Origin of the sequence: Zwartia vadi, from assembly GCF_030410375.1 — a bacterium.
GTDB classification, from domain to species: Bacteria; Pseudomonadota; Gammaproteobacteria; order Burkholderiales; family Burkholderiaceae_B; genus Zwartia; species Zwartia vadi.
This window is the reverse complement of record NZ_JAUHHE010000012.1, coordinates 65810-78904: the sequence shown is the minus strand read 5'-3', so window position 1 is coordinate 78904 and position 13095 is coordinate 65810. Positions and strand designations below refer to the sequence as shown.

The window sequence follows — 13095 nt, the reverse complement described above, 5'->3', positions numbered from 1 at the left end:
ACGATCAAGATGAAGTCATTCTAGCGCATATGGATTGCACCTTAGGTAGGTCTTGCCTAGAGCAATGGTTATAATAATTATCAATTTAAAACAATAGGTTAGGTAACGGCGTGATAAACAAAATTGCGATTGTGACGGGCATCACTGGTCAAGACGGAGCATATTTAGCTGAGCTTCTTCTCAAAAAGAATTACTTAGTTTACGGCACCTATCGCCGCACAAGTTCTGTCAACTTTTGGCGCATCGATGAACTTGGTATCCAAAATCACCCTAACCTTAAGCTCGTTGAGTATGACCTGACCGATTTATCATCCAGCATCCGACTTCTTGAGACTACACAAGCAACTGAAGTTTATAACCTAGCAGCACAAAGTTTCGTTGGCGTCTCATTTGAACAACCTCTTGCAACAGCCGCCATTACAGGCATAGGTCCCGTCCACTTGTTAGAGGCGATTCGTATTGTCAATCCCAAGGTGAAATTTTATCAGGCCAGCACGTCTGAGATGTTTGGAAAAGTGCAGGCTATTCCACAGATTGAAGAGACGCCTTTCTATCCTCGCAGTCCCTACGGTGTTGCAAAGCTCTACGCCCATTGGATGACCATCAATTATCGCGAGAGCTACGATATTTTCGGCGCAAGCGGCATTTTGTTTAATCACGAGTCACCCTTACGCGGTCGCGAGTTTGTCACTCGGAAAATTACAGACTCTGTCGCCAAAATCATGCTTGGTCAACTCGACACGCTCGAACTAGGCAATATGGATGCCAAGCGCGATTGGGGCTTTGCTAAAGACTACGTTGAAGGCATGTGGCGCATGCTTCAAGCAGCCGAACCTGATACCTATGTGCTTGCGACCAATCGCACAGAAACTGTTCGTGATTTTGTCACGATGGCTTTTAAAGCCGCTAATTTCGAGCTTGACTGGAAAGGCTCTGCAGAAAATGAAACAGGTATTTGTATTAAGACAGGCAAGACACTCGTTCGAGTCAATTCCAAATTTTATAGGCCAGCTGAAGTAGATCTGTTGATCGGTAATCCAGCCAAAGCCAAAACAAAACTTGGCTGGGAACCTAAAGCTTCGCTTGAAGAGCTCTGCAAAATGATGGTGGTAGCCGATATCGACCGTAATCGAAAAGGTTTTTCTTTCTAAATGAGTGACGTCGATCAAAAGCGCGCACTCATCACGGGCTTAAGCGGCTTTACGGGTCGCTACATGGCTGCAGAGCTCCGTGCGCTTGGCTATCTGATCTGTGGGATCGGCGAGTCTTCCACTGAGGGCTTGTCAATCAAAGCCGACCTGACTGACTTATTATCTTTACAGGCTGCTATCGCTCAAATCAAACCACATGTCGTTGTCCATCTCGCAGGCATCGCGTTTGTTGGACATAGCCAGCCTTCGGCTTTTTATGAAGTCAACTTGATCGGCACTCGAAATCTCCTGCAAGCCCTCGAACCTTATGCGAATCAACTAGAGTGCGTCCTGTTGGCAAGCAGTGCCAATGTGTATGGTAACGCCCAAGAAGGTTTGATCGCCGAGACACATCCTCCTAACCCGTCTAATGATTATGCCGTCAGCAAGCTTGCCATGGAGTTTATGGCCAAGACCTGGATGCCTAAATTACCTATCGTCATTGCGAGACCTTTCAATTACACAGGGATCGGTCAAACCGACAATTTTCTTATCCCAAAGATTGTTTCCCATTTTTTACGTCAAGAAAAATCTATCAATCTCGGTAATCTCGAGGTCTGGAGGGAGTTTAACGACGTACGAGATGTGGTGAGCGCTTATCGGGAATTGCTCCTAAAAAAACCACTCGGAAAAACATTTAATGTGTGCTCCGGAAATTTGATATCTCTGCGTGAAGTGATGTCTCTAGCGTCAGACATTACAGGGCATCAAATTGAAATCAATGTCAATCCTGCTTTTGTCAGGGCCAACGAAGTCACCCGCTTAGGGGGTGACTGCACCCAGCTCACACAACTCTTCACAAACTGGGATCCTCGACCATTATCAGACACGTTGGCGTGGATGCTGAACAAGTAATGCTTAACGTCGGTTTTGGAGTCACTGCGCTTTGCAAGGGTCTGAACAACGGATCCCTAGACGGAATTGGCACTTACAGCAGAGAGCTGATGTCACAATGGAAGAGATCCGATCCGCTCAATGCGACACTAGAGCCTCCTAGGCTGATACCCTTTTCTTTTGGATCTCTGAACTGTCAAAGTCTTGCACCTGCGCCAATCAAGCTTGCGCCTTACCCTTTGAGCGCGGCGTGGTCTGTGGCGACTAAAAGAGGATTTTGTGGGTTAAGTCAATTATCCATAAAAGTCGACCTCATTCATGCGACAGATCGCTACGTTCCTAAATCATCCACCGTGCCGGTCGTCGCCACGATCATGGACGCCTTGCCACTTTCTCACCCCGAATGGTCCAGAAGTGAGTTCAGAGCGACTAAAAACTTTCTATGGCGTCGCGCTTTAGATTGGGCCGACAACATCATTACGATTTCGGATTACTCAAAACAACAGTTAATTCAATGGGCGAATATTTCGCCAAAAAAAATCACTGTCATTCCGCTGGGTGTCGCACCTGAATGGTTTGAGTGTGTCTCTCAAAAGCGCATCCATCATGTCAAGTACCAATATGCGCTACCAGAAATGTTTTTTATTTCTGTTGGGACCTTACAGCCCAGGAAAAATATCGCGCGCACGATTCAAGCGCACAGAATGTTGCCTGAAACCATACGCAAGAGAGCGCCTCTAATCATCGTCGGCAGTGCGGGGTGGAAATCTGAAGAAGTACTCAACCTGATTGACCAAGAAAAAATAAATGGCAGTGTGCGATGGTTACAGCACGTGCCACACGTAGACCTTTTACCTATCCTCACGCTTTCGAGCGCCTTGGTGTTCCCATCTTTAGCGGAGGGCTTTGGTCTGCCCGTCCTTGAGGCCTTTGCGGCGAACGTCCCGGTCATTACCTCTAATACGACCTCCCTTCCCGAGGTCGCTGGAGATGCAGCGATATTGATCAATCCACTTGATGTACAAGAAATTTGTATAGCGATGCAACGTTCTCTTGAGGACAATACTCTCGTGGAAAAGAACAAAAACCTAGGGCTCGCGCGAGCACGTCAATTTACTTGGGAAACATGCGCAAAAGCAACCTTGGGTGTTTATCGTAAAACGCTTTTATAGGTTTCAATATAGCGTTCGGCCATCGTCTGTGCACGAAATTTTTCTAGGTAGCGCTTCAGTGCCCCCTCACCCCAATGTTTCGTTTTTTCGGGGTTTTCCCAAAATATATCAAGTGCTGTTCTAAAGGCCACTGGGTCTGATGGCTCAACAACCAGCCCTGTCTGATTGTCCCGATTAACATAACTTGTGCCTGTTCCAATTTCGCACGAAATCATTGGCAGGCCCTGCTGAGCAGCTTCAATTAGAACGATACCAAAGGCTTCCGATGGCAAGTGAGAGGGGAAAACAAATCCGTATGCGGCCCGCATGAGACTTCGCTTTTCAACGTCATTGACCTCGTCAATAAAAAACACTTTCTTCAATCCTAACTCTTTTGCCTGGGATCTTAAGGCCTCTTGTTCGTTACCCCTTCCTACAATCACAGTCGGATAGTCACGGCCATGCAGGGCATCTAACAAAACATGCAGACCTTTATAGTAACGAAGGCCGCCAAGAAATAAGAAAAACCGCGGGCCATACTGTTGCCGCCAAGCTTGAACGGCCTTGTCATCCAGTGCTAACTGAGGGAAATGCTCAATGCCGTACGTAATCAACTGAGTTTTGTCATGAAACTTTTTTAGCACAGGACTCGAATGCATGATGGCAGGCGAGGCTGCGCATATCACTGCCATCTTTGAAAAAAATTGATTCCTAAGAGGCGCATAGAGTTTATTTAGAAAGGGCTGATTCACAACGTCTGAGTGATAGCTCAAGACCGAAGGTTTATTGACTCTTGATGCCAAATAACACATATCAGCAAACGGCCAAGGGAAATGCATATGCATGACATCTGCCCAAGCCGCTTCACGGGAAAAATGTGAAAACATGCTAAGCGAAAATCCAGTTGATGCAAGATACAAATCCTGCTTATACCGTTGAACAATGAACCCCGAAGGCTCAGTATCCTTTCGCGGCTGTCCAGCAGTCAAAACGATGACTCTATTTTCTATACCTAATGCCTGAGTGTGACTTGCAAGTATTTTTACGACCTGCTCTATGCCGCCATAGGTATCCGGGGCGAATGTCTTGAAAACATGTAGTACCCGCATTAACTATTTCTCTTCTTCTTTTGTAATACGAGCCATTTGGGCATGCGAAATAAAACTAATCGGCGATATAAGACCACATAACTCACCGCAAAAAGAAATACAAAAACCATCAGTACGTGAGGATACTGCCAAAACAAGACAGCAGGTATTGTCCCCATTGAAGAAAGGACCCATAAATAAGGTGAGGTCATCGCATTTCGTTGAGTGATCAGCCTCGCTTCGTCCGAACCGACCGCCCATCGCACAAGCCTTTTGTACACAAGCATATGGAGGTGAACACCATCAGGGACACCGGGGGACTTTCCTCGGAGCAGTTTTTTGCGGTAAATGGAAAAAAGGGTTTCAAATACCGGGTAAATACAAAGCAATAAAGGAAACCATGGGGACACCTCAGGATGTCTTGCGAGCATCAGAACAGAGATCGTACAAATCATGAAACCAATAAAATAGGCCCCACCATCGCCTAAAAAGATGAGCCCTTTTGGATAGTTCAACAGCAAAAAACCACAAATAGCACCGATCATGCCCACTGAAGCCACCAGTAACAATCGGTCTCCGAGGTAGAAAGATACATAAGCTAAACCTGCAAAAATCATTGCAGAAACAACTGAAGCTAAGCCGTTATAGCCGTCGATGATATTGATTGCATTGGCAGAGCCAGCGATCGCAAATATAGAAACCGTAAATGAAATAACCGTAAATTGTAATAACCAGTCAATGCCGATAATGTCTAATCTGGTCACAGCGGCTCCAAGCAGGGCATAGGCCAAAGCACCGCTGGCCAACGCCAATCCTAGTCGAACTCGGACGCGAACTTTCTTGGAGATATCCTCTGCCAATCCACCGAAGAAAACCGGCAAACTAGCCACAAGCAATAAAATTAAACCTTGAATTTCATCACCATCTCGATACGCTGCAATGACGCACGTACCGAGCATTGCAAAAAACAAAGCGATACCACCTACGCGGGGAACCAGTTGAGTATGGAATTTCTGGGTCCCCAAAAAGTCACTATCACTCGTATAGCGACCATGAAAGCGATGGGACTTCACCAAGAACAGGGTGCTGATTAGTGACAACACAAAAGTACCTAAGAGGTAAGTCATAAAAATTATGCGCTCTTTTGTAAGGAAGCGTTAAAATTTTCCTTTTGGCAGATCCCTTGCTTGGTATGCGTTAACTGAGTGCGTATCATAGTAAGAATTGCTTAACTTTATTTAGCCAGCTCATTTAAGGGACAGGCTATAAATTTGTCCCGGTAGAATCATAATGCTTTTGAACCGCATAGCTATGCGCTTAGTACCCCTGCTCATTGCCATGCTGCCCATCATGACCCTGAGCAGCATCGGCAATGTAAGCGCAGCGGCCTTTTTACTCGTTTTTTCAGCAGCTTACCTTTGCGTATCAAAATTTGAGCTCAATGACGCAAAATATTATTTTTCACAATACGGATATCTTGTTCTAGCTCTTTTTTCAAGCTCCCTAATTATACTGATATCAAGCGCCTTTCATGGAAAATTTAGCGGCCCAGACTTAGAGCGCTCACTTCGTCTCGCAGCTGGAGTCGCGTTGCTACTGGGTGCGTGTCTTAAGCTCGAAATTGACACCCTAAAGCAATCTATTTGGGGATTCATGCTTTCTGTCTGGGTCGCGGCTGGGTATGTTTTTTGGCTATTTTTACAAAATACAAGTGTTCGTCCCGAACTCAGCTTTATACATAATGCCCTGACTTACGGTAACCTTTTAATGCTGATGACTGTACTGTCAGCATTTTCAACTCTATGGAAACTGACTAAAAGTCCGAAGTTAGAAGCAGGCTTTAAGCTGCTCACAACAGCTGTTGGATTACTTAGCGTAGCAATTACTGAAACACGAACTGCTTGGGTAACCTTGCCGGTTTTCTTATTCATTGGTGGTCTAATTTTCTACAGGCAGCTAAATAGTAAAAAATCCATAATTTCCCTCTGCCTAGGACTGGTAGTCATCACTGGCGTATTCCTATCAAACTCCACTTTTCATGAGCGCATTAAATCAGGCGCCCGTGAAACAATGGAGTGCCTGTCAGTCAACACTGTTGCATGGACTTCTGATTGCATCAGACTGCAGCTCTGGCGTACCTCATGGATAATGTTCAAAGAAAATCCGCTCTTAGGCAGTGGCTCCACGGCAAATTTCCCTAAAAAGCTTAAAGAGCTTGCCACTGTTGGGGTAGTTTCTCCACGTGTTGCAGAAGAATTTGGTGAAGCACATAGCGAAAGCATGCAGACTCTCGCGGCTTACGGTTTTTTTGGTTTTCTAGCCTTATTACTCGCTTACTTTGCACCCGCTTATATTTTTTTACGCCGTATTATGACACGCGGATCTCCCCAGTCAGTCAAGGTCTCTGCGGCAATGGGGCTTGCAGTCAGTACAGGATTTTTTATGTTTGGCATCACTGAACTGATGTTTAGAGCCATGCATGTCGTCAGCTTTTATGCCGTCATGATTGCATGGCTACTTGCGATCTCTGACCCGCAAAAAAACAACCTACTACATAGGAAATGCTAAAGATTCTGAATGGCTTGAGCACAAAATACTTATTTCAAATAGCAACACTTTTATATACATTCAAGGTTTGTTGTGCGCAATGCGCCCAAGTAAATGATAAAGATCGCTTTCTTGCTCGAACAGCAAGGTCATGGCATAAATGCTGATCACTCGTGATTGCTTCTAGCTGTATCCGCAGTTTTTCTGAATCGTTCGGGTCGATCAAAATGCCTGTATCACCTACGACTTCTGGCAGTGTCGATACGTTTGAACAGATAACAGGCGTACCGCTCGCCATCGCCTCTAAAGGAGGCAATCCGAATCCTTCGTAAATAGAAGGATATATCAACGTCGTCGCACCAGCCATAATTGTCGCTAAATCATCTCGCGTTACATAGCCCAGTTGACGGATGTAGCCGGCACGCTGAAGGGGTGCAATCAACCGCTCTATTTCGGTGGAGTGCCAACCCGTCATCCCAATCACTACAAGTGGAAATCGTTTGCGAATTGAATCGGGCAGAGCTCCATAAGCCCTAATGGCTAGACTTAAGTTCTTTCTGGGCTCCAGCGTGCCAACTGTTAAAAAATAACTTTTATGCACAAGTCCATGCGTACGTAAGGTGTCTTGAGTTTCGCTCTCTGCCCTTGGCCTAAAAATCGACTCAACCCCTAAAGGAATAGCAGTGATTTTTTCAGGGCTCACACCAAAAGTATCAATAATTTCTTGTCGCACAAACTCAGCGTCAGTAATTAAAGCACTAGCTTGACGCAATGCTTTATCGAAATAACGATTCATCATTAAAACGCGCTCTGCCGGATGTGTTTCCGGGTAACGAATCCATGACAAGTCATGTACGGTAATGACAGTCGGACCGCTGAATCTAAGTGGCAAATAATTTGGCTCATGATAAACATCATATCTGCCAACTTTAGCTTGCTTAGAAAATTTATATTGGCGGTACAAACGGCTTATTTGTGTGTAATAAGGTGTAAGTCTCTTGACTAGAGGTGCTGCCTGCGCAAGACCTGGTGGCTTGGATACGATGCGCTTCTTATCCCAAAAGGTTCCATAGAAAAAATCAGTTTCCAAGTTTGGGGTCTGTAGAAGCTCGCCCGCTAAATGAAAACCATACTGGCCTATGCCGGTTAACGGACTCAGTAAAGCCGTTGCATTGAACGCCAAGCGCATATGATCACTTTATAAAAAACTTCTCGTATGATTTACTAAATCTGCTTACCAGGAAAACCAAGAAAAATTAGATGATTCAGTAGCTAAGCTATGAAACAAGTAATTAGAAAACGACCCAACAGTCACCTACACAAATAGTCTGTTCGCTCAAGGCTATTTTGCATCGGTGAAGTCAAGTCACTAGTGTAAGCATCGCCGATCAAACGATTTTTGGGCAATAGATTTTGTCTAATCCAAGTAGTAGTGCTGGCGACAAAGTGACCCCATTTTGTCAATTTAACGCAACCATTTTCAATCACGATCGTTCCAGATTGCTGCTGCTCAGTGAGACGAATATCAACTAGCCGATGCTCCTTCATGTACTCTTCTTTGAATACAACATCAAATGCAGCTAACTGAATCCCCCCATGGCGCTGTTGAAGTTTTTCTAAAATATACATAGAAAGAGAACGATCGATCACTGTTGGTACAGAGATGGCAAATGCATAGCCCAATAAAAGACAGATTAAAAACATCTGTAGCTTTTCAAAAATAGAAAATACGCCGAACCACTTTACTGTAGATGCAATGATCAATGTAACAAGTGCAGCCAATACGCCATCGCCGATCGCGCTATAAAACACCACATCCACTTTAAAAAACCAGCTGTGAATGACGTAAATGGCCATCAAAGCGATGACAAATACAAATATAAGAGTAAAAAATTTTAAATATTTCATCAGAAACTCAGTTAAATACTCTTTGTATAACTTACATGGTCAATATAGTTACGGTACTGCTGAGGTGATTCTGCGCCTCCTCGCATGACCCCGCCCAGCATCAGTGCAACCAGCGTCAAGGCACCCGTTTGTAAAAATACGATCAACAAAATCCCAATTGATACTGAAAACCAACCTGGTGTCGCAAAACCAATGACTTTCAACACTGTCGCCAAAAGTCCCGCAGCGATAGACAATGCAGCCACTAAGGCACTAACGATTCCAACACGCACTAAAACATCTTCAGCGAAAATCATCACGGCTCTAAAGCCATGCAAAGCTAAACCCGTGAAATTCATCTTACTTTTGCCAGCATAACGGGGGCCACGATCAATCGGCTCAGATTGTGTGCGTAATTTGGACAGCAAAACACAGCCAGCCAAATGCGTCCAAAGCTCCTGCATCGATGTCAGTCGTCTGACTGCTGCGGGTTTTAGAGCAACAAAGTTACCAAAGTTAATTTTTCTACCTGTAAGCAAGCGAAACAAGAACTTGTACAGTACATAAAACAACTTGAAATGCATCGTTTCCATTCTGCTCTTACGCTGCGCCACAACAGCATCAATGTCATCGGATTCAAGGGGGGCAATCAATTGCGGGATCGTACTCGGCAAATCCTCTCCATCAGAATCCATCACAACTGTGCATGGAGCATTAGGGAAATTATCTGCTACGTAATGCAATCCAATTGAAATCGCTCTCTGATGACCAACATTGCGTCGCAAATGAATAACAACTCCCGGTAAGCCGATTTCATCTAAATGCTCAGCATTAATAGGATTTTTAAGGGAACCATCATCAACAGCCACAATAAAAATTGAATTCCCGTATTGGGCATAGAGCTCGCGAAACAGCTGCCCAGCAGCTTCACGATCCTCGTAAACGGGCATGACGATGACAAGGTGATGTGCTTTTGCCGAAGCAACTAAAGAAGGGGTCATACGGACACTAGTAGTCACAGGACTCGACATAATTAGCACAGTTCTCCACAAGGGGATTAGATATAAGAGTAAAACAACTTCAAATACTCATCATTAACTTATATCAATTTTAAATTATCCTATGATTTCGTTTCGGATTGTTTAAATGATTCCGTGAATATCTCATCTAACTCTATTGCTGGTGTCTTATTTAACCCGCATCATCTCTTAAAAGCTTCACCCAATTATGCGCCGCACCGATGTCTACACCATGTTGTTACTTGCTGCGATCTGGGGTGGCTCTTTCTTATTCATCAGACTCTCTGTCGAGGACTTTGGTCCTGTCGCCCTCTCGGGTGCGCGCACGCTCATTGGTGGACTTTCGCTGCTGCCTGTCCTGTTTTTAAACGACAAGCTTTCCGTGATCCGACGTTATTGGCGCTCAATCATCATCGTCGGGCTGTTCAGTTCTGCGCTTCCCTTCATCTTTTTCAACTTCGCCACCATGACCTTGCCGGTCGGCACAATGTCGATTATCAATGCGCTCACGCCACTCTGGGGTGCCGCGATCGCCTGGGTCTGGCTCAAGGACAAGCTCCCGCCCCTGCGCATGTTTGGCCTGATGGTGGGCTTTGCCGGCATCCTGGTGCTGGTCTGGGACAAGCTGTCCTTTAGCGACACCGCATCGACCTATGCAGTCATTGCAGGCGTGGCCGCTCCGATCTTTTACGGGATCGCGGCGAGCTACACCAAGAAATATCTGATGGACGCCGACCCGATCGCGACTGCAGCCGGATCGCTGATCGCAGCGGGCATTGTGCTGCTCCCGCTCACGCTTTACACCTGGCCCGTGGCGCCGATTTCAACCACATCCTGGGCAGCCTTGCTCGGCTTGAGCTTGCTTTGCACGGCGATTGCCTACGTACTCTACTACCGCTTACTCATCCGCATCGGCCCGCCACGCGCCATGACCGTGACGTTTTTAATTCCCGTGTTTGGCGTGTTTTGGGGCTCATTGTTTTTGGGGGAAAGCATCACCCTAAGGGTCGTGCTCGGTGGCGGAGTGATTTTGCTGGGAACGGCGCTTGCGACAGGGTTTGTGGGTAGGCGGCCTGCACGAAAAGCATAAGGGAAAGCAAAAATTATCACCTATAAACGATAATTTAATTTTATCGCTTTTAGGCTATATAAATGCGATCGCAGGCGTATTTGCTTCGATCTTGTCAATAAGCTAGCAACATTCAGTTGCAATTCTTGTACTGTGGTGTTTACGTATCTAGGTGTTCGAAAGGATTGAATCTAAGGGATTGTTGGCTCAGACTGAGAGGCACTAACTATCAAAAGGGAAGCTTGTGATTTCGCCTGTTTTGACACAAATCGATTTAATCAACGCAACAGCTCAGTTAGAAAAAGCTATCCTTGAGTCAACTCTAGAACTTAAGTCTGACTGTCGTATTTTCAAATGGTGTTTCGGCATTATGCTTCCCACCATCATCACACTTCTATTACCTGTCCTGCATAGTGCCTACCAACAGCTGCTAGGTCATTAACCCGAAATGCAGCTCGCCCATCCTCATCTGCGTTGGAAAACCGGCAACGATGTTTCTCTTTTAGAAAACGGAACTCAACTTTTTCCTGCTCTCTGCGCAGCTTTTGATGGAGCGAAGAAGAGCATCCATGTCGAGATGTACATTTTTCGACTCGATATCGCTGGAAAGCAGCTGCTCCACCATTTGATGTTGGCTGCCAAGCGTGGTCTCAAGGTCCGGGTAGTGATTGACGGCTATGGCAGCGCTGCAGAGGATGAGACGATCGCACGTGCACTTAGGGCGGCGGGCGGGCAGTGCAGGATTTATCGGCCTGAGCCGAAACGCTTCACGTTGAAATCTTTTGATTTCATGCGCCTGAGGCGACTACACCGCAAAATCGTTGTCGTCGACGGCACGGTGGGATTTGTGGGCGGGATTAATTTTGAGGACGACTACTCCACTGCAGATCCTGATGTGCGCACAACCGACCCGCGCTATGACTATGCAGTGCGTGTAACCGGTCCGATTGTGACGGACCTCGTAGAGGCAATTGATCTGTTGTGGTTACGCACTCGAAAGTACAGCAAGGCAAACAATGGCGATAGCTCCTCTGACATCGAGTCAGGCCTTCGCCCGCAAAAGGTAGCACGCAGTTGGCGACCTATGCATCTCAAGCATTTGCGTATGCGACTGAGGTACTTTAAAAGAAACAGAGGCTCAACGCGCGCCCTCAAAGCAGCCAACTCATCAGTGAATACTCAAGTTTCACCCACTGCATCCCCTATCAGCCCAGTCAACATGCGCGCTGCTGTGATCTTGCGTGATAACTTGCGTTACAGGCGGACGATCGAGCGCACCTATTTATTTCATATCGCTGCGGCGCAAAATGAAATCATCATCGCAAACGCATATTTTCTGCCCGGCGGAAAACTCCGACGCGCGCTGATCGATGCAGCAAGACGCGGCGTCAAGGTTCGCCTCCTCCTGCAAGGCAAAATCGAATATCAGATGCAATATCACGCCACACGCTGGATCTATGATTTGTTTTTACGTGAAGGCATTGAGATCTATGAGTACCTGCCAAGCTTCCTGCACGCAAAGGTCGCCGTCATCGATGGCGTGTCGTTTGTAGGTTCATCCAACCTCGATCCCTTTAGCTTGTTGCTGGCTCGAGAGGCGAATGTACTCATCGATGATGCGGGTTTTACTGCTCAGCTGCGCCAGTCGCTAGAAAACGCCATGACACGAGGAAGTCAGATTATTGAGCTCACCCTCTATGGCCGTCGACCTCTGCTAGGACGGATTGCTGATGGGCTGAGTTATTTGCTGCTACGAATCGGTGTGGCGCTTTCTGGCAAGAGTGATCATTACTAAATTATTGACAGAGTATGTCTATAAAAAATCGACTCATAAAAATCAAAATAGATCTTTCTTCAAAATCCTGCGGTAGGATCGACACACACCGAGTGGATGCCACAACTGAAGAAGAGATTGAAGCTCAGATCGTTCAAGATGACAAAGAAGCAGAAGCTGCTTCAAAAATTAGGCTCAAATCAACTTTATTTTCGCCAAAATTAAAAAAGAATCGAAAGGTTGATTCTTAATGTGCTGATACTGCCATTTTTAAACCTGTAGCATTCAGTACTGCAAACAATGTTTTGATCGTTGGATTTCCGCGTGCGGATAAGGTCCTATAAAGACTCTCTTTTGAGAGATTTGTTTTTTCAGCGACTTCTTTTATCCCGCCTCTGGCCTCAACAACTAGTCTCAGCGCTGTCAAATAAGTTTTTGGGTCATCGTCCTCGATAGCCGCATTGATGAATTCCGCAGCGAACTCGGCATTTTGTAATTGATTAGTTAACCACTCATCATGATTCACGGTTTTCATT

Annotated in this window: 13 protein-coding genes and 1 pseudogene; 7 read left to right on the top strand and 7 right to left on the bottom strand. The window is 45.9% G+C overall.

The features are described 5' to 3' along the window. Positions 1–110 precede the first annotated feature (110 nt). The 3 genes from gmd to QWY27_RS11500 are packed head-to-tail and all read left to right on the top strand — an operon-like array spanning position 111 to position 3196. Positions 111–1151 carry a GDP-mannose 4,6-dehydratase gene (gene gmd / locus QWY27_RS11510; RefSeq protein WP_290198512.1) on the top strand — a complete coding sequence of 347 codons (1041 nt, stop codon included), beginning with the start codon at positions 111–113 and terminating at the stop codon, positions 1149–1151. Then, complete coding sequence (locus tag QWY27_RS11505; RefSeq protein ID WP_290198511.1) at positions 1152–2045, top strand: GDP-mannose 4,6-dehydratase; 894 nt, start codon at positions 1152–1154, stop codon at positions 2043–2045. Next, positions 2045–3196, top strand: coding sequence for a glycosyltransferase family 4 protein (locus QWY27_RS11500; protein WP_290198510.1), 1152 nt, complete (start codon positions 2045–2047; stop codon positions 3194–3196). The genes QWY27_RS11505 and QWY27_RS11500 overlap by 1 nt, the downstream gene beginning before the upstream one ends. Here the strand turns inward: QWY27_RS11500 and QWY27_RS11495 are convergent. The 3 genes and pseudogenes from QWY27_RS11495 to QWY27_RS11485 all read right to left on the bottom strand — a co-directional run bounded on the left by QWY27_RS11495 (position 3175) and on the right by QWY27_RS11485 (position 5390). Further along, on the bottom strand, positions 3175–3819 hold the full coding sequence (locus QWY27_RS11495) for a glycosyltransferase (RefSeq protein WP_290198551.1): 645 nt from the start codon (positions 3817–3819) through the stop codon (positions 3175–3177). The genes QWY27_RS11500 and QWY27_RS11495 overlap by 22 nt on opposite strands. 24 nt (positions 3820–3843) lie before the next feature. Then, positions 3844–4284, bottom strand: a pseudogene (locus QWY27_RS11490) (glycosyltransferase); the annotation flags it as partial. Then, positions 4284–5390, bottom strand: a complete 1107-nt coding sequence (locus QWY27_RS11485; RefSeq protein WP_290198509.1) for an MraY family glycosyltransferase — start codon at positions 5388–5390, stop codon at positions 4284–4286. The pseudogene QWY27_RS11490 and the gene QWY27_RS11485, both read right to left, overlap by 1 nt. Positions 5391–5553: 163 nt before the next feature. Here QWY27_RS11485 and QWY27_RS11480 point away from each other — a divergent pair, with 163 nt between their 5' ends. Further along, positions 5554–6831: an O-antigen ligase family protein gene (locus tag QWY27_RS11480; protein ID WP_290198508.1), complete on the top strand. Its 1278-nt coding sequence runs from the start codon at positions 5554–5556 to the stop codon at positions 6829–6831. A gap of 34 nt (positions 6832–6865) precedes the next feature. On the opposite strand, the gene QWY27_RS11475 is transcribed toward QWY27_RS11480, so the two are convergent. From QWY27_RS11475 to QWY27_RS11465, 3 genes are all read right to left on the bottom strand, one after another. After that, entirely contained in the window at positions 6866–7999 is a 1134-nt protein-coding gene (locus tag QWY27_RS11475; protein ID WP_290198507.1) for a glycosyltransferase family 4 protein, read from the bottom strand. Between the two features lie 122 nt (positions 8000–8121). Continuing rightward, complete coding sequence (locus QWY27_RS11470; protein ID WP_290198506.1) at positions 8122–8718, bottom strand: hypothetical protein; 597 nt, start codon at positions 8716–8718, stop codon at positions 8122–8124. Positions 8719–8729: 11 nt separating this feature from the next. Then, positions 8730–9698: a glycosyltransferase gene (locus tag QWY27_RS11465; protein WP_290198505.1), complete on the bottom strand. Its 969-nt coding sequence runs from the start codon at positions 9696–9698 to the stop codon at positions 8730–8732. A 226-nt stretch (positions 9699–9924) separates the two neighbouring features. Here QWY27_RS11465 and QWY27_RS11460 point away from each other — a divergent pair, with 226 nt between their 5' ends. From QWY27_RS11460 to QWY27_RS11450, 3 genes are all read left to right on the top strand, one after another. Next, the gene (locus QWY27_RS11460; RefSeq protein ID WP_290198504.1) at positions 9925–10806 is read left to right on the top strand and encodes a DMT family transporter; all 882 of its coding nucleotides are present in this window, start codon (positions 9925–9927) and stop codon (positions 10804–10806) included. A gap of 427 nt (positions 10807–11233) precedes the next feature. Then, the gene (gene clsB, locus QWY27_RS11455) at positions 11234–12580 is read left to right on the top strand and encodes a cardiolipin synthase ClsB (RefSeq protein WP_290198503.1); all 1347 of its coding nucleotides are present in this window, start codon (positions 11234–11236) and stop codon (positions 12578–12580) included. 14 nt (positions 12581–12594) lie between these two features. Next, positions 12595–12810 carry a hypothetical protein gene (locus QWY27_RS11450; RefSeq protein WP_290198502.1) on the top strand — a complete coding sequence of 72 codons (216 nt, stop codon included), beginning with the start codon at positions 12595–12597 and terminating at the stop codon, positions 12808–12810. On the opposite strand, the gene QWY27_RS11445 is transcribed toward QWY27_RS11450, so the two are convergent. Continuing rightward, positions 12807–13094 carry an addiction module antidote protein gene (locus QWY27_RS11445; protein ID WP_290198501.1) on the bottom strand — a complete coding sequence of 96 codons (288 nt, stop codon included), beginning with the start codon at positions 13092–13094 and terminating at the stop codon, positions 12807–12809. The two genes, QWY27_RS11450 and QWY27_RS11445, sit on opposite strands and share 4 nt — an antisense overlap. Position 13095 lies beyond the last annotated feature (1 nt).

What these genes read in the sequence shown, in the direction of transcription:
- QWY27_RS11485 (WP_290198509.1), bottom strand. Translation starts at nt 5,390, where the DNA reads ATGACTTACCTCTTAGGTACTTTTGTGTTGTCACTAATCAGCACCCTG.
- QWY27_RS11460 (WP_290198504.1), top strand. Translation starts at nt 9,925, where the DNA reads ATGCGCCGCACCGATGTCTACACCATGTTGTTACTTGCTGCGATCTGG.
- QWY27_RS11445 (WP_290198501.1), bottom strand. Translation starts at nt 13,094, where the DNA reads ATGAAAACCGTGAATCATGATGAGTGGTTAACTAATCAATTACAAAAT.
- QWY27_RS11480 (WP_290198508.1), top strand. Translation starts at nt 5,554, where the DNA reads ATGCTTTTGAACCGCATAGCTATGCGCTTAGTACCCCTGCTCATTGCC.
- QWY27_RS11450 (WP_290198502.1), top strand. Translation starts at nt 12,595, where the DNA reads ATGTCTATAAAAAATCGACTCATAAAAATCAAAATAGATCTTTCTTCA.
- QWY27_RS11475 (WP_290198507.1), bottom strand. Translation starts at nt 7,999, where the DNA reads ATGCGCTTGGCGTTCAATGCAACGGCTTTACTGAGTCCGTTAACCGGC.
- QWY27_RS11500 (WP_290198510.1), top strand. Translation starts at nt 2,045, where the DNA reads ATGCTTAACGTCGGTTTTGGAGTCACTGCGCTTTGCAAGGGTCTGAAC.
- clsB (WP_290198503.1), top strand. Translation starts at nt 11,234, where the DNA reads ATGCAGCTCGCCCATCCTCATCTGCGTTGGAAAACCGGCAACGATGTT.
- QWY27_RS11505 (WP_290198511.1), top strand. Translation starts at nt 1,152, where the DNA reads ATGAGTGACGTCGATCAAAAGCGCGCACTCATCACGGGCTTAAGCGGC.
- QWY27_RS11470 (WP_290198506.1), bottom strand. Translation starts at nt 8,718, where the DNA reads ATGAAATATTTAAAATTTTTTACTCTTATATTTGTATTTGTCATCGCT.
- QWY27_RS11465 (WP_290198505.1), bottom strand. Translation starts at nt 9,698, where the DNA reads ATGACCCCTTCTTTAGTTGCTTCGGCAAAAGCACATCACCTTGTCATC.